Here is a 26,603-nt window from a genome sequence, read left to right as displayed (position 1 = left end):
CTATTCCCGGTCCTTGAGTTTTTCGAAGTAGTCGTGGGTGCTGTTCTCAGGGCTGTGGTGCTTGCCGTCGGCGGCGCGGCTCTGCTCGGCGCCGACCCACAGACGCTCCAGGTCGTAGAACTGGCGGGCAGCGGCGGTCATCATGTGCACGATGACGTCGTTGAGGTCGAGCAGCACCCAGTCGCTGTCGCCCTTGCCTTCTTCGCCCAGGGGCTGTGCGCCCTTGGCCTTGACCGCTTCGCGGACCTTTTCCAGCATCGCGTTGATCTGCCGGTTGGAAGTACCGGTGGCGATGATCATGTAGTCGGTGAGGCTGTGCTTGTCGCGGACGTCGATCACCTGGATGTCTTGGGCCTTGACGTCTTCGAGCGCCGATTTGGTCAGTTCGACCAGTTCTTCGCCGTGGATTTTCTGCTTGGTCATATCAAACTCGTTCAACGTGTTGGGTGAGGTGCCCGTGGCACCTTCAATTGGACGCACGGTACAGACCGTGCGCCTCGATGTAGGCCAGTACTGCGTCCGGCACCAGGAACCGCACCGACTTGCCGCTGGCCAGCAGCTGTCGGATCTGCGTAGCGGACACCGCGAGCGGGGTCTGCCAGACGAACGAAATGTGCCCCGCCGGGCCGGGCATGGCGGTGGGATCGCTCGCGGAGCGCGCAGCCAGCAGGTTGCGCAGCTCGAAAGGGGGTTCGACATCGGCATCCGGGCGTTGCAGCACCAGGATGTGACAGTGTTGCAGCAGCTCTTCCCAACGGTGCCAGCCCGGCAGGCCGCAGAACGCGTCCCAGCCCAGCAGCAGGAACAGCTGGTCGTCGGCGGCGAGTTCGGCGCGCAACGATTCGAGCGTGTCGATGGTGTACGACGGTTTGTCGCGCGCCAGCTCGCGGGCATCGACGCTCAGTTGCGCCGTGCCGGCTACCGCATGGCGCACCATGGCCAGGCGGTCTTGCGCGGTCACCTGCGGTGTGTCGCGGTGCGGCGGGCGGGCATTGGGCAGCAGGCGCAGTTCGTCCATCTGCATCAGCTCGGCCACTTCCAGCGCGCTGCGCAGGTGGCCGATGTGCACGGGGTCGAAGGTTCCGCCCAGAATGCCGATGCGCCGGGCTGGCGAAGATGCGGTCAATTCAGCTCGGCTCCTGGCCGCGCAGTTGGCCGTCGCCGATCACCACGTATTTTTCGCAGGTCAGGCCTTCCAGACCGACCGGGCCGCGGGCGTGCAGCTTGTCGGTGGAAATGCCGATTTCCGCGCCCAGGCCGTATTCGAAACCGTCGGCGAAGCAGGTGGGCGTGTTGATCATCACCGACGCCGAATCGACTTCGGAGAGGAAACGTCGGGCCTGGCCCTGGTGCTCGGTGACGATGGCGTCGGTGTGGTGTGAACCGTAATGGTTGATGTGCTCGACGGCCTGCTCGAAGCCGTCGACGACGCGGATCGACAGGATCGGCGCCAGGTATTCGGTGTGCCAGTCCGTTTCGCTGGCCGGCTGGGCATCGACGATGGCGCGGGTCCGCTCGCAGCCGCGCAGTTCCACGCCCTTCTCGATCAGAGCCTCGGCCATGCCGGGCAGGAAGGCCTGGGCCACGTGCTGGTCGACCAGCAGGGTTTCCATGGCGCCGCAGATGCCGTAGCGGTAGGTCTTGGCGTTGAAGGCGATGCGCTGGGCCTTGGCCAAGTCGGCGTGCTCGGCCACGTAGACGTGGCAGATGCCGTCGAGGTGCTTGATGACCGGCACGCGGGCTTCGCGGCTGACGCGTTCGATCAGGCTGCGCCCGCCACGGGGCACGATGACGTCGACGTAGTCGGGCATGCTGATCAACGCCCCGACCGCCGCACGGTCGGTGGTCTCGACCACCTGCACCACCGCGGCCGGCAGACCGGCGTCGGCCAGGCCGCGCTGGATGCAGCGGGCGATGGCGCGGTTGGAGTGGATGGCTTCGGAGCCGCCGCGCAGGATGGTCGCGTTGCCCGACTTCAGGCACAGGCTGGCGGCGTCGATGGTCACGTTCGGACGCGACTCGTAGATTATTCCCACAACGCCCAGCGGCACGCGCATCTTGCCGACCTGAATGCCCGAGGGCCGGTAGCTCATGTCGCGGATCGCCCCGACCGGATCGGGCAGCGCGGCGACCTGGCGCAGGCCGGTGATCATGCCGTCGATGCGCGCCGGGGTCAGCGCCAGACGGTCGAGCAGCGCTGGCTCCAGGCCATTGGCGCGGCCGGCGGCCAGGTCTTGCTCATTGGCGGCGGTCAGCTCATCGCGGGCAGCGTCCAGCGCCGCAGCGGCGGCCTGCAGGGCGCGGTTCTTCTGCGCGGTGCTGGCACGGCCGATGACCCGCGAGGCTTCGCGGGCGGCGCGACCCAGGCGGGTCATGTAGTCAAGAACGGACTCAGTCATGGGTGCGGTGTCTTGGCGAAGGGGAAAGCGGCTGATTATAGCGGGCGCGCCGGTATACGCCCAGCGGTGGGTGGCGGATGGTAGTAAATGTCCCAGTTACAAGGTCAGAAAGATGTAACGGTAGGTATCGGAATTGTCCGATTTTGGCTTGGTACGTGTCTTGGTTTTTCAACATGACCCGTGTTTGCGGGGGCATGGCCGGTGTGGCGCCAATGGCCATGGGTTTGGTACAGGCACCAGGCCAGCGCTGCGGTCCGTCATTCGTTGCTATGATCCCGGTCTTTTCGCCTGGAAGCCGATCCCCATGACGAACCCAGCCCCTCACCCACCCTCGGCCCTGCCCGACAGCTTCTTCGACCGCGACGCCCAGACCCTGGCCAAAGACCTGCTCGGCAAGGTCATCCGCCACCGCCAAGGCGACCTGTGGCTGGCCGTGCGGATCATCGAGACCGAGGCGTATTACCTCAGCGACAAGGGCAGCCATGCCTCACTGGGCTTCACCGAAAAGCGCAAGGCGCTGTTTCTGGGCGGCGGGCACATCTACATGTACTACGCGCGCGGGGGCGATTCGCTGAACTTCAGCGCCCACGGGCCGGGCAACGCCGTGCTGATCAAGTCGGCCTATCCCTGGACCGACGCCCTCAGCGATGCCAACAGCCTGACACGCATGCAGCTGAACAACCCCGACGCCAGCGGCAACCCGCGCCCCGACGGGCGCCTGTGCGCCGGCCAGACCCTGCTCTGCCGTGCCCTGGGCCTGAAGGTGCCGCACTGGGACGCGCAGCGCTTCGACCCGCAGCGCTTTTATGTGGAGGACTGCGGCATCGCGGTACCGCAGATCATCCAGACCGCGCGCCTGGGCATTCCCCACGGCCGCGACGAGCACCTGCCCTATCGCTTCGTCGACGCCGCCTATGCCCGCTTCTGCACGCGGAACCCGCTTCGCCGGGGCCAAGTCGAAGGGCAGGACTTCTCCATCCTCAAGGCCTCCTCCACCCCGAACGAAGGACACTGACATCATGGGCCAATGGCTCGACAGCCTCACCACCTGGCTCAGTGCCAACCCACAATGGCTGGGCATGGCCATCTTCCTCATCGCCTGCATCGAGTGCCTGGCCATCGCCGGCATCATCGTGCCCGGCACCGTGCTGCTGTTCGCAGTGGCGGTACTGGCCGGCAGCGGCGCCTTCACCCTGGGGGAAACCCTCTTGCTGGGCTTCGCCGGCGGTCTGCTCGGCGATGCGCTGTCCTACGCCATCGGCAAGTATTTCCACCAGAACATTCGCGGTTTGCCGCTGATCCGCCACCACCCCGAATGGATCGGCAGCGCCGAGACCTATTTCAAGCGCTATGGCATCGCCAGCCTGCTGGTGGGCCGCTTCATCGGCCCCCTGCGGCCGATGCTGCCGATGGTCGCGGGCATGTTCGACATGCCGTTGCTGCGTTTCGTCGCCGTCAGCCTGGTGGCCGCCGCCGGCTGGTCGGTGGCCTACCTGCTGCCCGGCTGGGCGGCCGGCGCAGCCATTCGCCTGCCGCTACCGGAAGACTTCTGGCCCCAGGCCGGCATCGTCGTCGGCACCCTGGCGCTGCTGATCGTGGTCAGCCTGAACAGCAGCATCCGCGACCACCGCCACGGCAGCCGCCTGATCAGTGGGTTGTGCCTGCTGGCGCTGATCGCCGTGTTCGTCGGCTGGCCTTGGCTGCACGACTTCGACCAGGGCGTGATGACCCTGGTCCAGGAACATCGTCGCCAGGCCCTGGACGGCACCGTGGTGCTGATCACCCGGCTGGGCGATTTCCGCACGCAGTTCTACCTCGGCGGGCTGCTGACCGGGCTGTTGCTGCTGGTGCGGCAATGGCGCCATGCGCTGTTCGCCGGCTGCGCGCTGATCGGCACCGCAGTCGGCAATGGCAGCTTGAAATGGCTGTTCGCCCGCGCACGCCCCGAAGTGCTCACCGAGCCACTGACCAGCTACAGCATGCCCAGTGGGCACAGTTCGGCCTCGTTCGCCTTCTTCCTGGTGCTGGCGGTGCTGGCCGGGCGCGGCCAGCCGACGCGGATGCGCCTGACCTGGGTCTTGCTGGGCTGCCTGCCGGCCCTGGCGATCGCCCTGTCGCGCGTCTACCTCGGCGCGCACTGGCCGACCGACATCCTGGCCGGCACCTTGCTGGCCTGCTGCGTGTGCGCCCTGACCCTGACCCTGGTGCAGAACCGCGAGCCCCTGCCGGCCATGCCGGTGCGGGTATGGTGGCTGGTGCTGCCGGCCTGCGCCGCGCTGATGGCGTTCTTCGCCTTCCACGCCTTGCCCGCCGCGCTGCTGCGCTACCAGTACTGAAAGGGGCGCCGCGAGGGCGCCCGCCGGCCTCAGCCGATCACCTCGCCCTGCAACTGCTCGAGCAACGCCTGGATGCTGTCCAGGCGCTGCGCGGGCGCGTCGGTGGCCATCAATCGAAGTTTGTCCTCCTCCAGAAACGGCAACAGGTACCCCAACTGGTTGGCCAACGACTGCCGCCCGTTGACCGCCTGGGGCATGTCCAGGGACTTGACCATCGGGTGCTCGCCCAGGGCCAGCAGCAGCGCCAGCAGGTCGTCGTCCTGTTCGAGCAATGGGCTGTCGGCCTGCTCGGCCAGCCACTCGACTTCACCGACCAGCAGCTGGTCCTTGCGCACCTGGGTTTCGCCCAGTTGGAAACGCCGAGCACCCTCGACGCGAATACCCAGCAGGCCGTTCTCCTGCTGCACGAAGTCGCGGATCACCGCCTCGCAGCCGATCGTCGCCACGCCACTGGGAGCGTGGCCAACCTGCTCGCCGTCGAGGATGCACACCACGCCGAAGCCTTCGCCTTGCTTCATGCAGCGGCCGATCATGTCCAGGTAGCGTGCTTCGAAGATCTGCAAGTCGAGCAGACAGCCGGGAAACAGCACGGTATTGAGCGGAAACAGCGGTAACGTCATGTCGCGTCCTCAGGTCACCAGGCTGACCGCCAGCGGCAGGAACACCGCGGTGGCCACGCCCATCAGGCTCATCGCCAGCGCCGCGAAGGCGCCACATTCATCGCTTTCCTGCAACGCCACCGAAGTGCCCACCGCGTGCGCCGTGATGCCCAACGACATACCGCGAGCCTCCGGGTGGGTCACGCCGAAGCGGTCGAGCAGCGCCGGCCCGACGATGGCGCCCAGTACCCCGGTGATCAGCACGAACACCGCCGCCAGCGCCGCCACACCGCCGATCTGCTCGGCCACGAGCATGGCGATGGGCGAGGTCACCGACTTGGGCGCCATGGTCATCAGGATCATGTGCTCGGCGCCGAAAGCGTAACCCAACGCCACACACGTCAGGGTGGCGAACACACCGCCGATCACCAGCGTAGTGAAGGTCGGCCAGAACAACTGGCGGATGCGCCGCAGGTTCAGGTACAGCGGCACTGCCAGCGCTACGGTGGCCGGCCCCAGCAGGACGTTGAGGATCTCGGTGCTCTTGCGGTACTCGCCGTACTGGATGCCGCACGACAGCAGCACACCGATCAGCAGCAGCATCGACACCAGCACCGGTTGCAGGAAGATCCAGCGGGTTCTTTCGTAGGCCGCGACCGCCAGTTGGTAGGCGCCCAAGGTGATGCCGATGCCGAACAGCGGGTGGTGCACCACGGCCGCCCACGCGCCCTGCACGTCGGGAGTCATGGCTGCTCCTTGCGCGCGCTCTGGCGGTGGATCAGCTTCTGCATCAGCACGCCGGCCAGCACCAGGCTCAGCACGCAGGAGATCACCAGCGCGCCGACGATGGCCCAGAAGTCGGCGGCGATGTCCTTGGCGTAGACCATCACGCCTACCGCCGGCGGCACCAGCAGCAGCGGCAGGTAGCGCAACAGGCTCGACGATGCCTCGCTCAGCGGTTGGCCGACCTCGCCCCTGGCCATCAGCCAGGCCAGCAACAGCAACAGACCGACGATCGGCCCCGGCAACATGGGCAGCAGCAGGTGGTTGAGTGCCGTGCCCAGCAACTGGAACAACACCAACCAGGTCAATCCGCGCAACAACATAGGCACCTCCTTCGAGCGAGGCGGCCATTATACGCACGCGAGCCGGCGGCATCGGCCGACCGGGGCCGTAAACTTGTTCCCTTGACCGGCCGCGCAGGCCTTCGGGGCCCGCCAGCGGTGATGCCGGCGACCTCTGGCAGGCGCGCGATGCCGCGCCGTCGCGCTGTTCGTCCGAAGGCGATGCGCGGCACGGGTCGATGGCTGTCGGCGCGCAGGCAATCTGCGGCATACTCGCCGATTTTCCAGCCGGACTCCGTCATGCGCCCACTGCTGCCCCTTGCATTGACCCTGCTGCTCGCGGCCTGCGGCGAGGGCGAGCCGCTTTCGCCGCCGGACGCGCGCCTGCCCGACGGCGGCCGTTACCGGGGCGAGGTGGTCAATGGCCTGCTGCAAGGCCAAGGACGCATCGACTATCCCAACGGCAGCTACTACCAAGGCGGCTTCCACGATGGCCAATGGCACGGTGACGGCGAGTGGCACGGCAGCCATGGCGAGGTGTATCGCGGCCAGTTCGTCCAGGGGCTGTTCGACGGCCTGGGCGACCTGACCACGCCCGACAGCCACTACAGCGGCACCTTCAAGCAGGGCCGGCGCGACGGCGACGGCACGCTCAAGCAGCACGACCAGCTGTACCGCGGCCAGTTCGTGGACGACCAGTACCAGGGCGCCGGCGAACTGCAGATGGCCGACGGCAGCCGCTATCAGGGCCTGTTCAGCCACGGCAAGCCCAACGGCGCCGGGGTGCGCAGCGACGCCAGCGGCAACCGTTTCAGCGGCACCTTCGTCGACGGCCAGCTGCAAGGCAGCGGCACCTTCGACAGTGTCGAGGGCGAGCAGTACATCGGCGAATTCAAGGACAACCGCCTGGAAGGCCGCGGCCGCTACGAGAACGCCGAAGGCGATGTATGGATCGGCCCGTTCAAGGACGGCGCGCTGGCCGGCGAAGGCGAACTGCTCGGCGCCGACGGTAGCCACTACAAAGGGCTGTTCCGCGACTGGCGCTTCTCCGGCCAGGGCCATCTGCAACTGCCCGACGGCAGCCAGTACCAGGGCGCATTCGAAAACGACACCTACCACGGCGAGGGTCGCCTGACCTACGCCGACGGCCGTGTGGAAGCCGGTGTCTGGGTCAACGGTGTGCGCGTGCGCGACGAGCGCGGCCACCTGCTGCCCGACCCGCTGGACCTGGCACTGCTCAACCAGGGCGCCCTGCTCGACCAGGCCTTGGCGCGGCTGCCGCAGGCGCACGGTGTGGCGCCGGGCTCCTCGGCCAGGGATTCCAAGGCGGGCCAGGCGCGGCACGCCAAGCCTGCCACGGGGCTATACAGCCTGGTGGTGGCCGGCGACGGCCAGCAGAGCGTGTTCCTGCGCGAAGCTGACTACGTCAGCAATCTGCTCAAGGTGCGCTTCGGCGCCACCGGCCAGATCACCCTGGTCAACCACCGCGACAGCATGGCGACCCGGCCCATGGCCACCCGCGAAAGCCTGCGCCGCGCCGTGCAGGCGCTGGCCGAGCGCACCTCGAACGACGACCTGGTGTTCATCTACCTCACCACCCATGGCAGCGCCGACCACCAACTGGTGCTCGACCAGCCGCGCCTGCAATTGGCCGACCTGGCGGCCGACGAGCTGGCCAGCGTGCTCGCGCCGCTCAAGCAGCGCGACAAGGTGGTGGTGGTCTCGGCCTGCTATTCCGGGGGCTACATTGCCCCGCTCAAGGACGAACGCACGCTGATCATGACCGCCGCACGGGCCGACCGGGTGTCGTTCGGCTGTTCGGAAGAGGCGGATTTCACCTACTTCGGCGATGCCCTGTTCGCCCAGGCGCTGAACCAGACCGACGATCTGAAACAGGCGTTTGAACTGGCCCGCGCCAGTGTTGCCGAACGAGAACGCCGTGAAGGTTTCGAAGCCTCTGAACCGCAGATCTGGGCGCCTTCGGGGGTGATCGCACACTGGCAGCGCCTGCGCCGCCAGCAAGCCGAGCAGGCGTTGAACCTGTAGGGCGCCTACGGGCCGCCGGCACCCACGGTAAACTCGTCGGCACGACTGCAAAAGCTGCGGCGAGCCCGTTTTGCAGCCCGCCGCGGTTGGGGACCCCTCCTAGGCTGGAATCGAGCATGGATGGCGATGGGCCGCTTTCACACTGACAAGGGAGATACCGTATGTACCTGACGCCCCAGCGTGTCTTGATCGCCGGCGCTACCGGCCTGACCGGCGAGCATCTGCTCGACCGCCTGCTCAGTGAACCCACCATCAGTCGCGTCCTGGCGCCGACGCGGCGCCCTCTGGCCGAGCACGCGCATCTGGACAACCCTACCGGCGAACTGGCCGACCGGCTGCCGACGCTCACCGGCAACGTCGACATCGCTTTCTGTTGCCTGGGCACCACGATCAAGCAAGCCGGCTCGGAAGCGGCCTTCCGCGCCGTTGACCTGGACTTGGTCGAGGCCTTTGGCAAGCGTGCGCGGGAAATGGGCGCACGGCATCTGCTGGTGATCAGCGCGATCGGCGCCGACACTGGCTCGTCTGCGTTCTACAACCGTGTCAAAGGCGAAATGGAAGAAGCCCTCAAGCAACAGGGCTGGTCGCAACTGACCATCGCCCGCCCTTCCCTGCTGCTGGGCGAACGCCTGAACCAGCGCTTGGGCGAGCGCCTGGCGGCGCCTCTGGCCCGCCTGATTCCCGGCAAATACAAGGGCATCGAGGCCTGCACTCTGGCCCGCGCGCTGTGGCGCCTGGCGCTGGAAGAACAGGATGGCGTGCGCGTGGTAGAGTCGGACGAGCTGCGCCGTCTGGGGAAATGAGCGGTGGTATGGCTTGATGCCGGCAAGCCAGGGGTATGTCGAAGCGGTTGGTTAGGCGCCCCGATTGGCCGCGATGGCAGGCAGCGCCGGTCTTAAGGTTATGAGCCGGGTCCACTGGGATCAAAGCGGCGTCTGGACTAGGACCGCTTTGCGGTCCATCGCGGCTGAAGCCGCTCCTACACGGGCGTGTATTCATCAAGCAGCTCACTGGTCTGTGGAAGCGGCCGGTTCGGCGCTCCGATCAGCCGCGATGGCCAGCAACGCCGACCTTTGTAGGAGCGGCTTTAGCCGCGATGGCCGGCGACGCCGGCCTGGTGGCGCAATACCTTCCCCGATCCATTCACGCGCTACAGCCCGCCAGTGGCGCTAAGCCGCCAGCCAAAGGCTGGCCGGTATCGACAGCGGCAACAACAGGGTATCGAGCAGCGCACTGAATGGCAGGTCCAGCCCTGGCAAGGTCGGCGCTGCGGTACCGAAGCGTTGTTCGGCGCAGCAGCCGCCCTCCAAGGCATACAGGTCGAGCCGCGTGCCGGCATAGACCACGGGCGCGTCGGGCTGCTTAGCGTTGAGCGTGCCGACCGTGGCACAGCCGCTCAACAGCGCGGCAGCGGCCAGCAGCAGCGGCTTCACAGATCGCTGCCGATATGGTGCTCGCCCCAGCGCGGCAGCATGTCTTGCGGGATGTCCAACAGGTTGAGGATCCGCGCCACGACGAAGTCGATCAGGTCGTCGATGGTCTGCGGTTGGTGATAGAAGCCCGGCGCCGCCGGCAGGATCACCGCGCCCATGTTCGACAGCTTGAGCATGTTTTCCAGATGGATCGTCGAGAACGGCGCCTCGCGTGGCACCAGGATCAGTTGCCGACGTTCCTTGAGGGTGACGTCGGCGGCCCGCTCGATGAGGTTGTTGCACGCGCCGGTGGCGATCGCCGACAGCGTGCCGGTGGAACACGGCACCACCACCATCGCCGCCGGCGCGCCGGAGCCCGAGGCCACGGGCGACATCCAGTCTTCCTTGCCGTACACGCGAATCTGCCCGGCGGAGGCGCCGGTGTATTCGGTGAGGAACGCCTGCGCCGCCTGCGGCTTGGCCGGCAGTTCGACATCGGTCTCGGTGGCCATCACCAGTTGCGCGGCCTTGGAGATCAGGAAATGCACCTCGCGGTCTTCGCGCACCAGGCAGTCGAGCAGGCGCAGGCCGTATTGCGCGCCCGAGGCCCCGGTCATGGCCAGGGTGACGCGTTGCGGCCCGCTCATCGCAGGGCCTCGGCGAGCTTCAGGTGCAGGCCGCCAAAGCCGCCGTTGCTCATGATCACCACATGGGTGCCGGGGCGCGCCTGGCCTTTGACCCGTTCGATGATCGCGTCGAGGCTGTCGGCCACCACCGAGGGCACGCGGCACTCGGCGGCGGTGGCTGCCAGGTCCCAGCCGAGGTTGGCCGGGGCGTACCAGATCACCTGGTCGGCATCGTTGACGCTTTCCGGCAGGCCGTCGCGGTGCGCGCCGAGCTTCATGGAGTTGGAGCGCGGCTCGATGATGGCGATGACCGGCGCCTCGCCGACCCGTTTGCGCAGGCCGTCGAGCGTGGTGGCGATGGCCGTGGGGTGGTGGGCGAAGTCGTCATAAATGGTGACGCCTTGCACCTCGGCGATGGTTTCCATGCGCCGCTTGACGTTCTTGAAGGCGCTCAGGCCCTCGATGCCCAGCGCGGGCGCCACGCCCACATGGCGTGCGGCAGCCAGGGTGGCCAGGGCATTGTCGACGTTGTGCCGCCCGGTCAGTGGCCATTGCACGGTGCCTTGCACCTGGCCGTCGAACAGCACTTCGAAGCGCGAACCGTCGGCGCTGAGCAGGCGCGCCTGCCACTGACCGCCTTCGCCGGTGGTCTGCACCGGGGTCCAGCAACCCATGTCGATCACCCGCGCCAGCGCCTGCTCGCGGGTCGGGTGGATGACCAGGCCTTCGCTGGGGATGGTGCGCACCAGGTGGTGGAACTGCCGCTCGATGGCTTGCAGATCGGGGAAGATGTCGGCGTGGTCGAACTCCAGGTTGTTGAGGATCGCGGTGCGCGGGTGGTAATGCACGAACTTGGAGCGCTTGTCGAAGAAGGCGCTGTCGTATTCGTCGGCCTCGACCACGAAGAAGGGCGTTTCGCCCAAGCGCGCCGACACCGAGAAGTTCTGCGGCACGCCACCGATCAGGAAGCCCGGGCTCATGCCGGCATGCTCCAGGACCCAGGCCAGCATGCTGCTGGTGGTGGTCTTGCCGTGGGTGCCGGCCACCGCCAGCACCCAGCGCCCCTGCAACACGTGGTCGGCCAGCCACTGCGGCCCGGACACGTAGGGCAGGCCCTTGTTCAGCACGTATTCCACCGCCGGGTTGCCGCGCGACATGGCGTTGCCGATCACCACCAGGTCCGGTGCCGGTTGCAGTTGCGCCGGGTCGTAGCCTTGGGTCAGCTCGATGCCTTGGGCTTCGAGCTGGGTGCTCATGGGCGGATAGACGTTGGCATCGGAGCCGGTGACGCGATGCCCGAGCGCCTTGGCCAATACCGCCAGGGAGCCCATGAAAGTGCCGCAAATACCGAGAATGTGAATGTGCATGATCGACCTCGCAAAACGTCGACGCAGGGTAGCCCAGCCCTAGGCAAAGCGCACCCGCTGTTTCGCTCAGTCGCCGCGGCGGATGCCATGCTTGCGCAGCTTGCGGTACAGGGTGTTGCGGCTGATGCCCAAGTGCTCGGCGACCTGGGTCAGGTGCCAGCGTCGGGCTTGCAGCAGGTCGAGCAACGCAGTGCGCTCGGCGAGGTCCAGCTCGCCGCCCAGGGCCGGCGACGCTCGCTCGATCGGCGCAACTGGCGCTGAGGCGATGCCGCCTGTGCCACTGCGCACCACGGCCGGCAAATCGGTCAGGGTGATGCGCCCCTGCTCGCTCAAGGCGACCACGGCACGCAACACGTTCTTCATCTGCCGCACATTGCCCGGCCAGGCGAAGTCGAGCAGCGCCTGGCGCGCGGCCGGCTCCAGAACGATGGCCTGCCCCGCCGCCTCAGCGGCCAGCAACATGTCCAGCAGCGCCCCCCGATCGCTGCGTTCGCGCACGGCCGGCAAGCCGATCTCCAGGCCGTTGAGGCGGTAGTACAGGTCTTCACGGAAGCTGCCCTGCTCGACCCGCTCCAGCAAATGGCGGTGGGTGGCGCTGATGATGCGCACGTCGACGCGCCGCGGCTCGCCGCCGATGGGCACCACCTGGCGGTCCTCCAGCACACGCAGCAAACGGGTTTGCAAGGCCAGGGGCATGTCGCCGATCTCGTCCAGCAGCAAGGTGCCGCCGTCGGCCTGCAACAGCTTGCCGCGCATGCCTTCCTTGCGCGCGCCGGTGAAACTGCCGCCGCGGTAGCCGAACAGCTCGCTCTCGATCAGGCTTTCCGGAATCGACGCACAGTTGATCGCCACGAACGGTCGGCCCTGGCGGTCGCTGGCCTGATGCACGGCCTGGGCGAAGGCTTCCTTGCCGCAGCCGGTTTCGCCGCACAGCAGCAGCGGCACGTCGCGCTGGAAGACGCGCACGGCGCGGCGGAAGTCGTCTTGCAAGGCCGGGTCGACCCAACAGCCCTGCACAGCGGGTTTGCGCGCAGGCGGCGCACTGGCCGGCACCGTCCACACAGGCTGCGGCGGCTGGCCGCGCAAGCTGGCGAACAGCGCCCGGCCCTGGTGGGTGGTCAGCGGCCATACTGCGCTGCCCTGCGGCGCGGCGCGGGCCAGCAGGTCGTCGAGGCGGCAGGCGAAGAAGCGCTCCACCGACTGCCCCAGCACACCGCTGCGCGGCGCGCCGATCAGGTTCAGCGCGCCTTGGTTGACCGCCTGAATGCGACCCTCGCCGTCGATCGCCAGCAGCCCTTCGCTGAACAAGCCCACCGACTCGGCCTGCACGTGAAAGCGCAGCAGCCACAGGTGCTCGAACTGACGCAGGAAATAGCAGCGCTCGATGACCTTGGCCGACAGGCTGACCAGCGCCATGGTGTGGAACTGGCTCTGCCGCGACACGTCGGTGCGCGCCGAGGAAACATCGAGCACGGCCAGCAGTTCGCCCTGGGGGTCGAACACCGGGCTCGACGAGCAGGTCAGCCCCGTGTGCCGCCCACGGAAGTGCTCGTCCTGGTGGATGGTCAGCGGCTGGCGCTCGACCAGGCAGGTGCCGATGCCGTTGGTGCCTTCGCGCGCCTCGCTCCAGTCGGCGCCCAGCCACAGCCCGGCGCGCTCGAAGGTGCGCTGTTCGGTGGGCGCGGTCAGGCAGTTGAGGATGATGCCCTGGGCGTCGGTGAGCAGCACCGCGTGCCCGGCGCCGCTGAGTTGCTGATGCAGGCTGTGCATTTCCGTACCGGCGATTTCCAGCACCTGGCCCAGACGCTGGCGGCCCTGCTGCACGTGGGCGTGTTCGAGCACGGCCGGCGCCTGGGCCAGGGCCGGATCGAGGTGGTAGTCCTCCAGGCAGCGCAACCAGGAGCGGGCGATCGACGGGTCGCTGCCCGCACCCATGGGTTGGCCGTTGGCGACGGTGAGCACTTGGCGGGCATGACGGCTGAACGAGCGGCTGTTCATCGCGTGTTTCTGCACAGAAGGATTTCCCCGAGCATCCTCCAGCGACCGGGCCTTTGCAATGGGGCGTGCGGCACAGGCCCACGCAACGTGCCAAAACCGATACGAAACGTCACGGCGAACGTGTCACCAGTGTCACACCAGCTTGCCGCACGCTCTGCGCCATCGGGCGCAACCCCGCGTGACACCTGGGCTCGCAGGCACTGGCCCGACCTTTGCTCTAGGCTTTGCCACTCCTCCACAAACATAAATCGATCAGGAGACACACCATGCGTTACGCACATCCCGGTACCGACGGCGCCAAGGTCTCGTTCAAGACGCGCTACGGCAACTACATCGGCGGTGAGTTCGTCCCGCCGGTCGAAGGCCAGCACTTCACCAACACCTCGCCGGTGAACGGCCAGCCCATCGCCGAGTTCCCCCGCTCCACCGCCAAGGACATCGACAAGGCGCTGGACGCCGCCCATGCCGCCGCCGACGCCTGGGGCCGCACGTCGGTGCAGGAGCGCTCCAACGTCCTGCTGCGCATCGCCGACCGCATCGAGCAGAACCTGGAAGTGCTGGCCATCACCGAAACCTGGGACAACGGCAAGCCGATCCGCGAAACCCTCAACGCCGACATTCCCCTGGCCGTCGACCACTTCCGCTACTTCGCCGGCTGCCTGCGCGCCCAGGAAGGCGGCGCCGCCGAGATCGACGAAAAGACCGTCGCCTACCACATCCACGAGCCGCTGGGCGTGGTCGGGCAGATCATCCCGTGGAACTTCCCGCTGCTGATGGCCGCTTGGAAACTCGCCCCGGCCCTGGCCGCCGGCAACTGCGTGGTGCTCAAACCGGCCGAGCAGACGCCGCTGGGCATCAGCGTGCTGATGGAACTGATCGGCGACCTGCTGCCCAAGGGCGTGCTCAACGTGGTGCAAGGCTACGGCCGTGAAGCCGGCGAGGCCCTGGCCACCAGCAAACGCATCGCCAAGATCGCCTTCACCGGTTCCACCCCGGTGGGCTCGCACATCATGAAGTGTGCGGCCGAGAACATCATTCCGTCCACCGTGGAGCTGGGCGGCAAGTCGCCCAACGTCTACTTCGAAGACATCATGCAGGCCGAACCGAGCTTCATCGACAAGGCCGCCGAGGGCCTGGTGCTGGCCTTCTTCAACCAGGGCGAAGTGTGCACCTGCCCGTCGCGGGCGCTGGTGCAGGAGTCGATCTACCCGCAGTTCATGGACGTGGTGATGAAGAAGGTGCTGCAGATCAAGCGCGGCGACCCGCTCGACACCGAGACCATGGTCGGTGCCCAGGCTTCCGAGCAGCAGTTCGAGAAAATCCAGTCGTATTTGAAGATCGCCCAGGAGGAAGGCGCCGAACTGCTCACCGGCGGCAAGGTGGAGCAACTCGAAGGCGCGCTGTCGACCGGCTATTACATCCAGCCGACCCTGCTCAAGGGCAACAACAAGATGCGCGTGTTCCAGGAGGAGATCTTCGGCCCGGTGGTCAGCGTCACCACCTTCAAGGACGAAGCCGAAGCCCTGGCGATCGCCAACGACACCGAGTTCGGCCTCGGCGCCGGGGTCTGGACCCGCGACATCAACCGCGCCTACCGCATGGGCCGCGGCATCAAGGCCGGCCGCGTGTGGACCAACTGCTACCACCTGTACCCGGCGCACGCCGCGTTCGGCGGCTACAAGAAGTCGGGCGTGGGCCGCGAGACCCACAAGATGATGCTCGACCACTACCAGCAGACCAAGAACCTGCTGGTGAGCTACGACATCAATCCGCTGGGGTTCTTCTGATCGGCGCTCCGATCAGCCGCGATGACCATCGCCTTCCTCTGTAGGAGCGGCTTAAGCCGCGATGGACGGCGTAGCCGGCCTAGGTCAGGCGATGCAGATCGACCTGCTGTAGCGAAGCAGGGCCATTGGGGCGGCGCTGCCGCCCATCGCGGCTAAAGCCGCTCCTACAATTTGGGAGGGAGGGCTAGCTCACCCCCTGTGGAGACCGGCCGGCTCCACGTACCAGCCGAATAACACAACAACCAGACCGGCCTTCGAAGCGCTCTGGCCCGCTTCCTGCAGCACCGATCACCACACACCTCCGCAGCGTTTGCGGAGCGCAAAAAAACAACAGGTGAACACTATGCCAAGCGATCACTCCGGCTCTGCGCCGGCCAACCCTTCGGTCGACTTCGAGAACGTCGGCTCCGACTACTTCCAGCAACGCGAACTGAAAAAAGGCGCCGCCGGCTGGGTACTGCTGGTGGGTCTGGGGGTGGCGTACGTCATCTCCGGCGACTACGCCGGGTGGAACTTCGGCCTGGCCCAGGGTGGCTGGGGCGGCATGTTCCTGGCCACCCTGCTGATGGCCACGATGTACCTGTGCATGTGCTTCTCGCTGGCCGAGCTGTCGTCGATGATCCCCACCGCCGGCGGTGGCTACGGCTTCGCCCGTAGCGCCTTCGGCCCTTGGGGCGGCTTTCTCACCGGAACGGCGATCCTCATCGAATACTCCATCGCCCCCGCCGCCATCGCGGTGTTCATCGGCGCCTATTGCGAGTCGCTGTTCGGCATCGGCGGCTGGATGATCTACCTGGCCTTCTACATCGTCTTCATCGGCATCCACATTCTGGGGGTCGGCGAGGCCTTGAAGCTGATGTTCGCCATCACCGCCGTGGCCGCGATCGCACTGGTGGTGTTCCTGGTGAGCATGGTGCCCCATTTTGATGCAGCCAACCTGTTCGACATCGCGCCGACCGACGCCGTCGGTGCCAGCAGCTTCCTGCCCTTGGGCTACGTCGGCGTGTGGGCGGCGATTCCCTATGCGATCTGGTTCTTCCTGGCGGTCGAGGGCGTGCCGCTGGCCGCGGAAGAAACCAAGAACCCCAAACGCGACCTGCCCCGTGGCCTGATCGGCGCGATGTTGGTGCTGCTGGCCTTCGCCCTGCTGATCCTGATCATCGGCCCAGGCGCGGCCGGTTCCGAAGCGCTCAAGGCCTCGGGCAATCCGCTGGTCGAAGCCCTGGCCAAAGCCTATGGCGGCTCGACCTGGATGGGCGCCTTCGTCAACCTGGTGGGCCTGGCCGGCTTGATCGCCAGCTTCTTCTCGATCATCTACGCCTATTCGCGGCAGATCTTCGCCTTGTCGCGCGCCGGCTATCTGCCGCGCAAGCTGTCGCAGACCAACAAGAGCAAGGCGCCGGTCCTGGCCCTGGTGATTCCCGGCCTGGTCGGCTTCGCCCTGTCGCTGACCGGCCAGGGCGACCTGCTGATCCTGGTGGCGGTGTTCGGCGCGACGCTGTCGTACGTACTGATGATGGCCGCGCACATCACCCTGCGCATCCGCCGGCCGAAGATGGCCCGCCCGTACCGCACGCCGGGCGGCATCTTCACCTCGGGCGTGGCCCTGGTGCTGGCCTGCATCGCCGTGGTCGCAGGGTTCCTGGTCGATCCGCGGGTGGTGATCGGCGCCGCCGTGATCTATGGGGTGTTGATCGCCTACTTCGCCTTCTACAGCCGCCACCACTTGGTGGCCGGCACCCCGGAAGAAGAATTCGCCGCGATCCAGGACGCCGAAGAGGCCCTGCACTGATCGCCGAGCCGCGCCGCAGCTGACCCTGCGGCGCTCTGGAGAACCCGTATGGCACGTTACGTACACAGCATCGGCCACCTGCTCTACCGCTTCGACAGCCTCAAGGAAGTCATGGCCAAGGCCAGCCCGGCGCGCTCGGGCGACGTTCTGGCCGGCGTGGCGGCGAGCAACGACGGCGAGCGCGTGGCGGCGCAGATGGCCCTGGCCGACATCCCGCTGCGCGAATTCCTCAACGAAGCGCTGATTCCCTATGAAGACGACGAAGTCACCCGGCTGATCGTCGACAGCCATGACGCCGCCGCCTTCGCCCCGGTCAGCCACCTGACCGTGGGCGGCCTGCGCGACTGGCTGCTCAGCGAGGCGGCCGACGAGCGCAGCCTGCGTGCCCTGGCACCGGGGCTGACGCCGGAAATGGCGGCGGCGGTGTCGAAGATCATGCGCGTGCAGGACCTGGTCCTGGTGGCGCAGAAGATCCGCGTGGTCACTGCGTTCCGCGGCACCATGGGCCTGCGCGGGCGCCTGTCGACGCGCCTGCAACCCAACCACCCCACCGACGAGCCGGCCGGCATCGCCGCGAGCATTCTCGACGGCCTGCTGTACGGCAACGGCGACGCCATGATCGGCATCAACCCGGCCACCGACAGTACCGCCTCGATTTGCGCGTTGCTGGAGATGCTGGATGCGGTGATCGAGCGCTACCAGATTCCGACCCAGGCCTGCGTGCTCACCCACGTCACCACCTCCATCGAGGCGATCAACCGCGGCGTGCCGCTGGACCTGGTGTTCCAGTCCATCGCCGGCACCGAGGCGGCCAACGCCAGCTTCGGGTTCAACCTCAGCGTGTTGCAGGAGGGCTACGAGGCGGGCCTGTCGCTCAAACGCGGCACGGCCGGGCAAAACCTCATGTACTTCGAGACCGGCCAGGGCAGCGCGCTGTCGGCCAACGCCCACCATGGCGTCGACCAGCAGACCTGCGAGACCCGCGCCTATGCCGTGGCCCGGCATTTCAAACCGTTCCTGGTCAATACCGTGGTCGGTTTCATCGGCCCGGAATACCTGTACAACGGCAAGCAGATCATCCGCGCCGGCCTGGAAGACCACTTCTGCGGCAAGCTGCTCGGCGTGCCGATGGGTTGCGACATCTGCTACACCAACCACGCCGAGGCCGACCAGGACGACATGGACACCCTGCTGACGCTGCTGGGCGTGGCCGGGATCAACTTCATCATGGGCATTCCGGGCTCGGACGACATCATGCTCAACTACCAGACCACCTCGTTCCACGACGCGCTCTACGCGCGGCAAACCCTGGGGCTGCGGCCCGGGCCGGAATTCGAGGCCTGGCTCGAACGCACCGGGATCTTCACCCAGGCCGATGGCCGGGTGCGTTTCGGCGACAACCTGCCGCCGGCATTCCGCCAGGCGCTGGCGCAACTGGCCTGAGAGGTGACCATGGACCGTTCAACGCTCGAACCTGCCGCCACTGCTTGCGACCCTTCCGCCTCCCCGACCCTGGACAATCCCTGGTTGGCCCTGCGCACCCTGACGCCCGCACGCATCGCCCTTGGCCGCACCGGCACCAGCCTGCCCACCGCCGCCCAACTCGACTTCCAGTTCGCCCACGCCCAGGCGCGCGACGCGGTGCACCTGCCGTTCGACCACGACGCCCTGAGCCAGCAACTGCACGGCGCTGGCCACGAAACCCTGCTGCTGCACAGCGCGGCGAGCGACCGCCACGAGTACCTGCAACGCCCCGACCTGGGCCGACGGTTGGCCGAGGACTCGGCCAGGCGGTTGCGCGAGCATGCCGAGCGGCATCCGGATGGTGTCGACCTGGCCATCGTCATCGCCGATGGTTTGTCTGCCCTGGCCGTGCATCGCCACAGCGCCGCACTGCTCAAGCGCTTCGACGAACAGGCCGCCGCCGACGGCTGGCGCCGCGCGCCGGTGGTGCTGGTCGAGCAAGGGCGAGTGGCGGTGGCCGACGAGGTCGGGCAACTGCTCGGCGCGCGCATGACGGTGATGCTGATCGGCGAGCGGCCGGGGCTCAGCTCGCCCGACAGCCTGGGGGTGTACTTCACTTACGCGCCTCGCGTCGGCCTGACCGATGCGGCGCGCAATTGCATCTCCAACGTGCGTCTGGAAGGCCTGAGCTACGGCATGGCCGCCCACCGCCTGCTGTACCTGATGCGCGAGGCCTGTCGGCGCCAGCTGTCGGGGGTCACGCTCAAGGACGAGGCCGAGGTGCAGAGCATTGGCGAAGAGGCGGCCGCCAAGAAAACCGGGAATTTCCTGTTGGGTAATGACTGAGAGGCGTGGGCGATTCTTCGTGGAACCGCCCGGGGGTTGAAGGTTGGCCGGCAAGCCGGTTGATTGGAGCCGGCCGTGTCGATGCGCCGCGCAGTTGCCGCAGGCTGCGACGCGGCCCGGCCCAGGCACCGCCAGTGTCCAGGGCCTGGGCTGTTGAGCCGGCATCGCCTGCCATTTCGGCCGATCGGCCCACCTGGCCTCTGTGCGCCTTCACCAGTAATCCCCCGCTACAAACTCCACGGGCACTTTCCGAAGTTGCCCGTATAATGCCTTCCCTATTGCGTACGAAATTTTACCCACCCTCTCAGGCAAGGACGCTCGCCACCCGCGCGCAGTCCATCGTCGCTCGCCCGTCGCCGCGGGACCCGAACACAGGTGCTGTACATGGAATTCAATCCGCTGGACCTCATTCTGCATCTCGACTACTACCTCGATGTGCTGGTCTCCAACTACGGTCCGTGGATCTACGCCATCCTGTTCGCGGTGATCTTCTGCGAAACGGGCCTGGTGGTAATGCCGTTCCTGCCGGGCGATTCGTTGCTGTTCATCGCCGGCGCCGTAGCAGCCGGTGGCGGCATGGACCCGGTGCTGCTCGCAGGTCTCCTGACCATTGCGGCGATCCTGGGCGACAGCACCAACTACGTCATCGGCCGCACGGCCGGCGAGCGATTGTTCCGCAATCCTTCGTCGAGGATCTTCCGCCGCGACTACCTGCAAAAAACCCACGAATTCTATGCGCGTCATGGCGGCAAGACCGTCACCCTGGCGCGTTTCCTGCCGATCCTGCGCACCTTCGCCCCCTTCGTGGCCGGCATCGCGCACATGCAGTACGTGCGCTTCCTGGCATTCAGCGTGGCAGGCTCGGTGTTGTGGGTCGGCAGCCTGGTGACCCTGGGTTATTTCTTCGGCAACGTGCCGTTCATCAAGCAGCACCTGTCGCTGATGGTGGTCGGCATCATTCTGCTGTCGCTGATTCCGATGATCCTGGGCCTGCTGCGCAGCCGCTTCGGACGCGCCGCCAAGGCCCACTGAGGCGCGCCCATGTGGTCGTTAAGCGCCTGGCGCCGACGCCGCACCCTGGCCCGCTACCCGGTGGAGGCCAGCCTGTGGCAGCAGGTGCGCGAACGACTGCCGATGCTCGACGGCATCGGCGCCGATGAAGACCGCTGGCTGCGCGAAGCCAGCGTGCTGTTCCTGCACGACAAGCACCTGACTTTGCTGCCAGGCGTCGAACTCGACGATGCCCAGCGCCTGTTCCTCGCCGCCCAGGCGCAATTGCCGCTGCTGCATCTGGGCGAGCACGACTGGTACCAGGGCTTCCACGAGCTGATCCTCTACCCCGACGACTTCCAGAGCCCGCAGCGCCACCGCGACGGCAGCGGCGTGGAACATGTGTGGAATGGCGAGCACAGCGGCGAAGCCTGGCAGCAGGGGCCGGTGATCATGGCCTGGCCGGGAGTGCTGGCCGGCGGTGGCTGGGAGGCCTACAACTTGGTCGTCCACGAGCTGGCGCACAAGCTCGACATGCTCAACGGCGACGCCAACGGCCTGCCGCCGCTGCACCGCGGCATGCCCGTCGGCGACTGGGCCAGCGCCATGCAGACGGCCTTCGACGACCTCAACCGCCAGCTCGACGCCGACCCGGACGCCGAGACCGTCATCGACCCCTACGCCGCCGAAAACCCTGCCGAATTCTTCGCCGTCACCAGCGAGTACTTCTTCAGCGCGCCCGACCTGCTCGCGCAGGCCTACCCCGAGGTCTACCGACAACTGGCGCTGTTCTATCGGCAATCGCCGCTGGAGCGTCTGCAACGCCTACAGGCCGAAGACCCCGCCTATGGGCCAGATCCGGCCTGAGGCCACGCCACACAGGCCGGACATGGCATGCCCTTGTGGAATGTGCCTATAATCGCCGCCACTTTTTCGGTCCTAACAGGGGGGCTTTGCCCAATGAGCTACAGCAAGATTCCGGCCGGTAAAGACCTGCCGAACGACATCTACGTCGCCATCGAGATCCCGGCCAACCACGCGCCGATCAAATACGAAATCGACAAGGACAGCGACACCCTGTTCGTCGACCGCTTCATGGCCACCCCGATGTTCTACCCGGCCAACTACGGTTTCATCCCCAACACCCTGGCCGACGACGGCGACCCCCTCGACGTGCTGGTCGTGACCCCTTACCCGGTCGCCCCAGGCTCGGTGATCCGCGCCCGTCCGGTCGGCATCCTGAACATGACCGACGACGGCGGCGGCGACGCCAAAGTCATCGCCGTTCCGCATGACAAGCTGTCGCAGCTGTACGTCGACGTGAAGGAATACACCGACCTGCCGGCGCTGCTGATCCAGCAGATCGAGCACTTCTTCGCCAACTACAAGGATCTGGAGAAGGGCAAGTGGGTCAAGATCGAAGGCTGGGACGACGCCGATGCCGCCCGCGCCGCGATCACCAAGTCGGTCGAAGCCTACAAGGGCTGATAGCGCCGCAGCGGAAAACCCTGCTTCGGCACGATGCTGTTCAGTCGAGCCGGGTCAGTATCAATAGGGCTGCTCTGCAGCCCATCGCGGCTAATCGGAGCGCCGAACCGGCCGCTCCAACAGAATACGCATCTTCTGTTGGAGCGGCCGGTTCGGCGCTCCGATTAGCCGCGATGGGCCGCAAGGCGGCCCTAGTCACTTCAATGAGCGGCAATGCTACTTCGGCAGGTTTTTTACACCCGCAGAGTGGACCTTCCCTCTGGGCGTTTAGAGTTCGTACTACAACGTCCTACACCGCCGTCCTACAGACCCCCTACGCCGTTCCCGATCCACTCAACGTCCTGTTGATGTTTCGCATACGGCCGCGCCGCTAAACTGTTCCCATGAACAATTCCGGTGATCGCTTGAAGGCGCTCCTACAGGAGTGCAACCTGACCCCGTCCGACTTTGCCGCCCAGCGCAACGTCTCGCCGCAACACATCAACAACTGGTTCAAACGCGGTGTGCCCCTGGCGCGCATGGACGAGATCGCCGACCTGTTCTGCGTGCACCGCCGTTGGTTGAAATGTGGCGAAGGCCCCAAACACCCCGACCCCATCCTGCGTCCGCGCGCCACCGTGCCTGGCCACGTCCGGCAGGCCTCGTTGCTGCTGGCCGCCGAAGGCGCGCAGACACGCTTTCCCCTGCACCGGCTCGACGCCGGCCTGCTCAAGCCGGTGACCGCGCGCCAGGTGCTGCTGCCGCAGCAGGCCCTGGACGCCCTCGGCATCGCGCCGCGCAACGTGGTGTGCATGGCCATGCCTGCGCACAACATGACCCCCGTGATCCCGCGCAACGCGCTGCTGGCCGTCGACCGCAGCTGCACCCGCGTGGTGGAAGGGGAAACCTACGCCCTGCTGCACAACGGCCGCCTGCGCATCCATCAACTGAGCCTCGGCGACCGCGACGTGCTCAGCCTGCACAGCCACGACCGCCTCAACCACCCTACCGAACGCTTCTCCCCCGCCCAGCGCCGCATCCAGGACCTGTACGTGTTCGGTTGGGTGTTCTGGTACTCGCACCTGCGCCAGCAGCGTCCGCAGTGAAGCGGCCGGGATAGTTTGTGCTGGGCAAGCGCGGCGCGGGCTTGTATCCTTGCCGTCACTTTTTGCCCCTGGCCGCACACGACGCGGCGTAGCGGGTGGAACAGGGCCCTTGCGGCGACTGTTCTTTCCTTTCATGGCCCGTCGAGGTCATACCGTTCAAGGCGGTTGCGGCTTGTCAAAAACGAGCCAAGACTGCCCTCGAGAAGCCGGCCACAAGCCGGCTTTTTATTTCTTCTCCCCCCCGAAAATATAGGTGGTCAGCCCTCGCCTTCGGATCTGACCCACACCTAGACCCACACGGCTGCTTTGGGAAGCGAGTTTAATTTTTTTCTAGGTTGGGTGCGGGGCCTTAGCTTCACCCCAGGGCCACGCTCAAACCGTCCCACTCGTGCTTTCTTCTGCCCCTGAAGGGGCGGAAGGCTCGCGACGGTCATGAGGATTAGCAGCTGAGTTCGTACCCTCCAGCCTTGCGTGTACGTGAGGCATCGCTTATGATCAGCTCATGCCAGTGACTAGGAGTATCTCCAGTCGGTTTGGAATGCTGGCCTCTACAGGTGTCTAGTCTCCGTCTTACGTTTGTGTAGGTTTATGCTGAAAACAGCATATGCCTACACAGATAGTAAGGAGAAAAAATTAGATTCTCCGTAGCTTTCCCTCTCTCTTCCTTCCGTTTGCCCCCTCAGTAAAACGCAAAACACTCCGGACTCTAGCCTAGATCATGCCTTGCCACTGCAAAAGGCAAAGCGGTCACCACGATTAATTTAGCGTTCCAGCCCCAGCATTGCTAATGCGATCAACAACTGCTTAAAGCGTCTGCCCGTGAAATTTCAAACATGTCGATAACCCACTTGGAATCGACTATCATAATCGTTTGACACGAATTTCAGAAACGAACTGTTGCTGATTTAAGCTGACGAATTGAGCAATTGAGCGATGAACAAAAGACCTTTAGACCAATTGTTTTTTGCAACATTTCGAGGAAATTTGGATTTCTCGGAGTTTGCAAGTCTGGATGTTAGCCAGGCGTACTCCAGGATAGAATTTGAAGGAAGAGCTGTATTCAGCCCTGGCAAAACACTAAAACATTACTTGAGCTTTCTTAGTCGCGTACTATTTGATCGCCTCCCCGTTGAAAAAGATGTCGTCTACTCATATCGAAAAGGAGTTAACGTTGTTAATGCTGTCGAAAAGCATGCTGACAACAAATTCTTCTTTCAGTCTGATATAGAAAATTTCTTTGGAAATATAACCAAAGAAATCATAAAGAAAACTATCTTATCCGCCATTGATCAGTGCCCCATCGCTGACATCGAGACTTGGATAGAAAGAATATTAGACTTGGTAACAATTGAAGGCGCGCTCCCGCCAGGCTATCCAACGTCTCCAGCAATAAGCAATGCCTGCTTGCTCAGTTTTGACAAACGGTTATTAGCTTGGTGCAACGAGCACTCACTAATCTACACTAGGTATGCTGACGACATAATCGTGTCCGGCACCGATGATACCTGGATGAACTCGTTGAGCTCCAAGGTAACTGAGCTTCTAAATGAAGAACTTAATAGTTCCATCAAACTAAATCCGCAAAAGACGAAAATAATTCGCCCAGGCGAAAAAATAAGAATTCTAGGTATTGCAATCTTACCAAACGGCAAAGTATCTGTTGATGGCAAGTTAAAGAAACGAACAGAAACAGCAATGCATCTACTTCTAAAAGACAAGAAAATGTTTCAATCTTTCTTCAAAGAAGCAGACTTGGATAAGGCTCTAAAAAAATTCTCGGGACAATTGAATTACATAAACACTGTAGACCCTAGCTTTCTAGACAAGTTGCGAAAAAAGTACGGGACAGCAACAGTCGATAAAATAATACATATCTCGGTGGCTTCGTGATGCAACTATCCATCGAAGTTAGCAATATCCAGCACATATCCAAGCTTCGCGTTGATCTCAACATTAATGAAAATGGCTTAACCTGCATTGTTGGTAAAAATGGTGTAGGCAAAACTACTCTTATTAAATCGATCAGAAATCTCAAAATTTCCGACACATTTTCGAAAATGGCGCAGGCTGGTGCCATCAAGCCTGGAAGCAAAATAAGCTATATGTGCAATGGGGCCACGTATAACTTTGAGTACGACCATGAGCTTGAAGACCTAAACAGCAAAGATGTGTTCCCTCAAGAATTAAAGAAACAGATTGAGGTTGAACTACCCATACCTTGGGGACAAAGATTCAATACATTCCAAAGCATCAGCTCTGCCGATAACGAGATAAGAACCGCTGTAATGCTTGAGGAATATCATATTCCCGAAGAGCTCATACAGTTACTGGCAGGCGTTTATGGAAACAATAAGTTCGCAGAGCTAAAAGAAGTCCGGGTAGGTAAGACATCTTTTTATATAATGCCCTTAAAAGATGATAGATATGTTAGAGAAGACCACCTGAGCTCCGGCGAGTTCTTTTTAATATCACTCTATAGAAAAATAAAAGGCAGCTCCAAACTAATAGTCATCGACGAAATTGACATATCTTTGGACGCTGCTGCTCAAAGCCGTTTGATTAAATGGCTCAGAGATTTCTGCAAAGCAGAAAACGTAAGCATCGTATTTACCACGCACTCAATGGCAATAATGCGAACCATGGAAGATGGCGAGCTTCACTATATGAGTTGCGAGGAAGATGCGATAAGAACCAAGCCAGTTTCGTACAATTACGTAAAATCTGTACTGTTTGGCTTTTATGGATGGGATCGCTACATCCTCACCGAAGATCCTGCGCTAGAAGGTTTTTTCAAATTCCTGATCACCACCCAAAAAATCCCAAGCTTTTACACCTATCAAATTATTCCTGTTGGCGGCGGGGACAATGTGGCTCAACTGCGACAGAAAAATATAGGCGAAGGCTTTTTTGGCCCTGAGAATAACGTCCTTGCTATCCTTGATGGGGATTATGAAGGCACTCGTAACGGCAGAAAGAACCAAACATACTGCATTCCATTTTTAAGCATCGAAAAAAAGATTTTTGAAGACTACCAAAACGGTCTCTTCACCTTGCCAGCTCCTCTAGCTGAGCAACTGCGGGGAGACAAACTTGACAAGAAGTTTATCAAGGCGATAAAGAGGGAGTTCGGAATTTCCTACCAAAACCTGTATTATTACTTAAATGAACAGTATCCTGACAAGACAAAAGAAATTTGCAAGGTGCTTCAAGATTTTTTGAATATGCCTATCTAAAATAATACTAGAAAAGTTTCGCGCCAAGGCGAATGAAGCCCGCCTTTGATTCTCCACCAGCACATATTTCT

At 64.0% G+C, this 26,603-nt stretch carries 22 protein-coding genes and 3 pseudogenes; 15 read left to right on the top strand and 10 right to left on the bottom strand.

All coding sequences use genetic code 11. The annotated features are described in order from the left end of the window. The 3 genes from rsfS to AA0Z93_RS09870 are packed head-to-tail and all read right to left on the bottom strand — an operon-like array spanning window position 1 to window position 2,399. Window positions 1–423, bottom strand: coding sequence for a ribosome silencing factor (rsfS, locus tag AA0Z93_RS09880; protein WP_413045485.1), 423 nt, complete (start codon window positions 421–423; stop codon window positions 1–3). Between the two features lie 43 nt (window positions 424–466). Then, a complete protein-coding gene (gene nadD, locus AA0Z93_RS09875) occupies window positions 467–1,126 on the bottom strand; it encodes a nicotinate-nucleotide adenylyltransferase (RefSeq protein ID WP_413045486.1) in 660 nt (219 codons plus the stop codon). A 1-nt stretch (window position 1,127) separates the two neighbouring features. Beyond that, window positions 1,128–2,399 carry a glutamate-5-semialdehyde dehydrogenase gene (locus AA0Z93_RS09870; RefSeq protein WP_413045487.1) on the bottom strand — a complete coding sequence of 424 codons (1,272 nt, stop codon included), beginning with the start codon at window positions 2,397–2,399 and terminating at the stop codon, window positions 1,128–1,130. A gap of 304 nt (window positions 2,400–2,703) precedes the next feature. Between AA0Z93_RS09870 and AA0Z93_RS09865 the strand changes: the two genes are divergently transcribed. Next, window positions 2,704–3,414 (top strand): DNA-3-methyladenine glycosylase, encoded by a 711-nt coding sequence (locus AA0Z93_RS09865; protein ID WP_413045488.1) that lies wholly within the window; start codon window positions 2,704–2,706, stop codon window positions 3,412–3,414. 4 nt (window positions 3,415–3,418) lie between these two features. Continuing rightward, window positions 3,419–4,735, top strand: coding sequence for a bifunctional DedA family/phosphatase PAP2 family protein (locus tag AA0Z93_RS09860; RefSeq protein WP_413045489.1), 1,317 nt, complete (start codon window positions 3,419–3,421; stop codon window positions 4,733–4,735). A gap of 29 nt (window positions 4,736–4,764) precedes the next feature. Here AA0Z93_RS09860 and AA0Z93_RS09855 read toward each other — a convergent pair whose 3' ends face one another. From AA0Z93_RS09855 to AA0Z93_RS09845, 3 genes are read right to left on the bottom strand one after another with little or no spacing between them, the layout of a single operon-like run. Further along, window positions 4,765–5,355, bottom strand: a complete 591-nt coding sequence (locus AA0Z93_RS09855; RefSeq protein ID WP_413045490.1) for an LON peptidase substrate-binding domain-containing protein — start codon at window positions 5,353–5,355, stop codon at window positions 4,765–4,767. Between the two features lie 9 nt (window positions 5,356–5,364). Continuing rightward, entirely contained in the window at window positions 5,365–6,081 is a 717-nt protein-coding gene (locus tag AA0Z93_RS09850; protein WP_413045491.1) for an LrgB family protein, read from the bottom strand. After that, complete coding sequence (locus AA0Z93_RS09845; RefSeq protein ID WP_413045492.1) at window positions 6,078–6,440, bottom strand: CidA/LrgA family protein; 363 nt, start codon at window positions 6,438–6,440, stop codon at window positions 6,078–6,080. Before AA0Z93_RS09845 ends, AA0Z93_RS09850 begins: the two co-directional genes overlap by 4 nt. A 258-nt stretch (window positions 6,441–6,698) precedes the next feature. Here AA0Z93_RS09845 and AA0Z93_RS09840 point away from each other — a divergent pair. The 3 genes and pseudogenes from AA0Z93_RS09840 to AA0Z93_RS09830 form a co-directional block, all read left to right on the top strand. Beyond that, a pseudogene (locus AA0Z93_RS09840) lies at window positions 6,699–7,680 on the top strand (MORN repeat-containing protein); the annotation flags it as partial. A gap of 74 nt (window positions 7,681–7,754) precedes the next feature. Then, a pseudogene (locus AA0Z93_RS09835) lies at window positions 7,755–8,444 on the top strand (C13 family peptidase); the annotation flags it as partial. A gap of 161 nt (window positions 8,445–8,605) precedes the next feature. Next, window positions 8,606–9,247, top strand: a complete 642-nt coding sequence (locus AA0Z93_RS09830) for an oxidoreductase (RefSeq protein ID WP_413045493.1) — start codon at window positions 8,606–8,608, stop codon at window positions 9,245–9,247. A 347-nt stretch (window positions 9,248–9,594) separates the two neighbouring features. On the opposite strand, the pseudogene AA0Z93_RS09825 reads toward AA0Z93_RS09830, so the two are convergent. From AA0Z93_RS09825 to AA0Z93_RS09810, 4 genes and pseudogenes are all read right to left on the bottom strand, one after another. Next, window positions 9,595–9,877 (bottom strand): annotated as a pseudogene (locus AA0Z93_RS09825) (YceK/YidQ family lipoprotein). Continuing rightward, window positions 9,874–10,503: a flavin prenyltransferase UbiX gene (gene ubiX / locus AA0Z93_RS09820; RefSeq protein WP_413045494.1), complete on the bottom strand. Its 630-nt coding sequence runs from the start codon at window positions 10,501–10,503 to the stop codon at window positions 9,874–9,876. The pseudogene AA0Z93_RS09825 and the gene ubiX overlap by 4 nt, the downstream one beginning before the upstream one ends. Continuing rightward, window positions 10,500–11,849, bottom strand: coding sequence for a UDP-N-acetylmuramate:L-alanyl-gamma-D-glutamyl-meso-diaminopimelate ligase (gene mpl / locus AA0Z93_RS09815; protein ID WP_413045495.1), 1,350 nt, complete (start codon window positions 11,847–11,849; stop codon window positions 10,500–10,502). The genes ubiX and mpl overlap by 4 nt, the downstream gene beginning before the upstream one ends. Window positions 11,850–11,915: 66 nt before the next feature. After that, window positions 11,916–13,847, bottom strand: coding sequence for a sigma-54-dependent Fis family transcriptional regulator (locus AA0Z93_RS09810; protein ID WP_413045496.1), 1,932 nt, complete (start codon window positions 13,845–13,847; stop codon window positions 11,916–11,918). Between the two features lie 266 nt (window positions 13,848–14,113). Between AA0Z93_RS09810 and AA0Z93_RS09805 the strand changes: the two genes are divergently transcribed. The 10 genes from AA0Z93_RS09805 (at window position 14,114) to AA0Z93_RS09760 (ending at window position 26,532) form a co-directional block, all read left to right on the top strand. Further along, on the top strand, window positions 14,114–15,634 hold the full coding sequence (locus AA0Z93_RS09805; RefSeq protein ID WP_413045497.1) for an aldehyde dehydrogenase family protein: 1,521 nt from the start codon (window positions 14,114–14,116) through the stop codon (window positions 15,632–15,634). 343 nt (window positions 15,635–15,977) lie between these two features. Continuing rightward, window positions 15,978–17,426, top strand: a complete 1,449-nt coding sequence (gene eat, locus AA0Z93_RS09800; protein WP_413045498.1) for an ethanolamine permease — start codon at window positions 15,978–15,980, stop codon at window positions 17,424–17,426. Window positions 17,427–17,474: 48 nt separating this feature from the next. Next, complete coding sequence (locus AA0Z93_RS09795; RefSeq protein ID WP_413045499.1) at window positions 17,475–18,869, top strand: ethanolamine ammonia-lyase subunit EutB; 1,395 nt, start codon at window positions 17,475–17,477, stop codon at window positions 18,867–18,869. Window positions 18,870–18,878: 9 nt separating this feature from the next. Further along, window positions 18,879–19,736: an ethanolamine ammonia-lyase subunit EutC gene (gene eutC, locus AA0Z93_RS09790; RefSeq protein ID WP_413045500.1), complete on the top strand. Its 858-nt coding sequence runs from the start codon at window positions 18,879–18,881 to the stop codon at window positions 19,734–19,736. Between the two features lie 384 nt (window positions 19,737–20,120). Continuing rightward, a complete protein-coding gene (locus AA0Z93_RS09785; protein ID WP_413045501.1) occupies window positions 20,121–20,768 on the top strand; it encodes a DedA family protein in 648 nt (215 codons plus the stop codon). A 9-nt stretch (window positions 20,769–20,777) separates the two neighbouring features. Beyond that, a complete protein-coding gene (locus AA0Z93_RS09780; protein WP_413045502.1) occupies window positions 20,778–21,593 on the top strand; it encodes a zinc-dependent peptidase in 816 nt (271 codons plus the stop codon). 93 nt (window positions 21,594–21,686) lie between these two features. Then, the gene (ppa, locus tag AA0Z93_RS09775; protein ID WP_413045503.1) at window positions 21,687–22,214 is read left to right on the top strand and encodes an inorganic diphosphatase; all 528 of its coding nucleotides are present in this window, start codon (window positions 21,687–21,689) and stop codon (window positions 22,212–22,214) included. 383 nt (window positions 22,215–22,597) lie between these two features. Continuing rightward, window positions 22,598–23,299, top strand: coding sequence for a LexA family transcriptional regulator (locus AA0Z93_RS09770; protein ID WP_413045504.1), 702 nt, complete (start codon window positions 22,598–22,600; stop codon window positions 23,297–23,299). Between the two features lie 933 nt (window positions 23,300–24,232). Further along, window positions 24,233–25,189, top strand: coding sequence for a reverse transcriptase domain-containing protein (locus tag AA0Z93_RS09765; protein WP_413045505.1), 957 nt, complete (start codon window positions 24,233–24,235; stop codon window positions 25,187–25,189). After that, window positions 25,189–26,532 carry an ATP-dependent nuclease gene (locus tag AA0Z93_RS09760; protein WP_413045506.1) on the top strand — a complete coding sequence of 448 codons (1,344 nt, stop codon included), beginning with the start codon at window positions 25,189–25,191 and terminating at the stop codon, window positions 26,530–26,532. The genes AA0Z93_RS09765 and AA0Z93_RS09760 overlap by 1 nt, the downstream gene beginning before the upstream one ends. Window positions 26,533–26,603 lie beyond the last annotated feature (71 nt).

This window comes from Pseudomonas phoenicis, from assembly GCF_047302395.1.
In the GTDB taxonomy this organism is placed as follows: Bacteria; Pseudomonadota; Gammaproteobacteria; order Pseudomonadales; family Pseudomonadaceae; genus Aquipseudomonas.
Note: the sequence above shows the minus strand (reverse complement) of the source record. Positions and strands in the feature narration are given on the sequence as shown.

What these genes read in the sequence shown, in the direction of transcription:
- rsfS (WP_413045485.1), bottom strand. Translation starts at nt 423, where the DNA reads ATGACCAAGCAGAAAATCCACGGCGAAGAACTGGTCGAACTGACCAAA.
- AA0Z93_RS09870 (WP_413045487.1), bottom strand. Translation starts at nt 2,399, where the DNA reads ATGACTGAGTCCGTTCTTGACTACATGACCCGCCTGGGTCGCGCCGCC.
- AA0Z93_RS09865 (WP_413045488.1), top strand. Translation starts at nt 2,704, where the DNA reads ATGACGAACCCAGCCCCTCACCCACCCTCGGCCCTGCCCGACAGCTTC.
- AA0Z93_RS09860 (WP_413045489.1), top strand. Translation starts at nt 3,419, where the DNA reads ATGGGCCAATGGCTCGACAGCCTCACCACCTGGCTCAGTGCCAACCCA.
- AA0Z93_RS09855 (WP_413045490.1), bottom strand. Translation starts at nt 5,355, where the DNA reads ATGACGTTACCGCTGTTTCCGCTCAATACCGTGCTGTTTCCCGGCTGT.
- AA0Z93_RS09850 (WP_413045491.1), bottom strand. Translation starts at nt 6,081, where the DNA reads ATGACTCCCGACGTGCAGGGCGCGTGGGCGGCCGTGGTGCACCACCCG.
- AA0Z93_RS09845 (WP_413045492.1), bottom strand. Translation starts at nt 6,440, where the DNA reads ATGTTGTTGCGCGGATTGACCTGGTTGGTGTTGTTCCAGTTGCTGGGC.
- AA0Z93_RS09830 (WP_413045493.1), top strand. Translation starts at nt 8,606, where the DNA reads ATGTACCTGACGCCCCAGCGTGTCTTGATCGCCGGCGCTACCGGCCTG.
- ubiX (WP_413045494.1), bottom strand. Translation starts at nt 10,503, where the DNA reads ATGAGCGGGCCGCAACGCGTCACCCTGGCCATGACCGGGGCCTCGGGC.
- mpl (WP_413045495.1), bottom strand. Translation starts at nt 11,849, where the DNA reads ATGCACATTCACATTCTCGGTATTTGCGGCACTTTCATGGGCTCCCTG.
- AA0Z93_RS09810 (WP_413045496.1), bottom strand. Translation starts at nt 13,847, where the DNA reads ATGAACAGCCGCTCGTTCAGCCGTCATGCCCGCCAAGTGCTCACCGTC.
- AA0Z93_RS09805 (WP_413045497.1), top strand. Translation starts at nt 14,114, where the DNA reads ATGCGTTACGCACATCCCGGTACCGACGGCGCCAAGGTCTCGTTCAAG.
- eat (WP_413045498.1), top strand. Translation starts at nt 15,978, where the DNA reads ATGCCAAGCGATCACTCCGGCTCTGCGCCGGCCAACCCTTCGGTCGAC.
- AA0Z93_RS09795 (WP_413045499.1), top strand. Translation starts at nt 17,475, where the DNA reads ATGGCACGTTACGTACACAGCATCGGCCACCTGCTCTACCGCTTCGAC.
- eutC (WP_413045500.1), top strand. Translation starts at nt 18,879, where the DNA reads ATGGACCGTTCAACGCTCGAACCTGCCGCCACTGCTTGCGACCCTTCC.
- AA0Z93_RS09785 (WP_413045501.1), top strand. Translation starts at nt 20,121, where the DNA reads ATGGAATTCAATCCGCTGGACCTCATTCTGCATCTCGACTACTACCTC.
- AA0Z93_RS09780 (WP_413045502.1), top strand. Translation starts at nt 20,778, where the DNA reads ATGTGGTCGTTAAGCGCCTGGCGCCGACGCCGCACCCTGGCCCGCTAC.
- ppa (WP_413045503.1), top strand. Translation starts at nt 21,687, where the DNA reads ATGAGCTACAGCAAGATTCCGGCCGGTAAAGACCTGCCGAACGACATC.
- AA0Z93_RS09770 (WP_413045504.1), top strand. Translation starts at nt 22,598, where the DNA reads ATGAACAATTCCGGTGATCGCTTGAAGGCGCTCCTACAGGAGTGCAAC.
- AA0Z93_RS09765 (WP_413045505.1), top strand. Translation starts at nt 24,233, where the DNA reads ATGAACAAAAGACCTTTAGACCAATTGTTTTTTGCAACATTTCGAGGA.
- AA0Z93_RS09760 (WP_413045506.1), top strand. Translation starts at nt 25,189, where the DNA reads ATGCAACTATCCATCGAAGTTAGCAATATCCAGCACATATCCAAGCTT.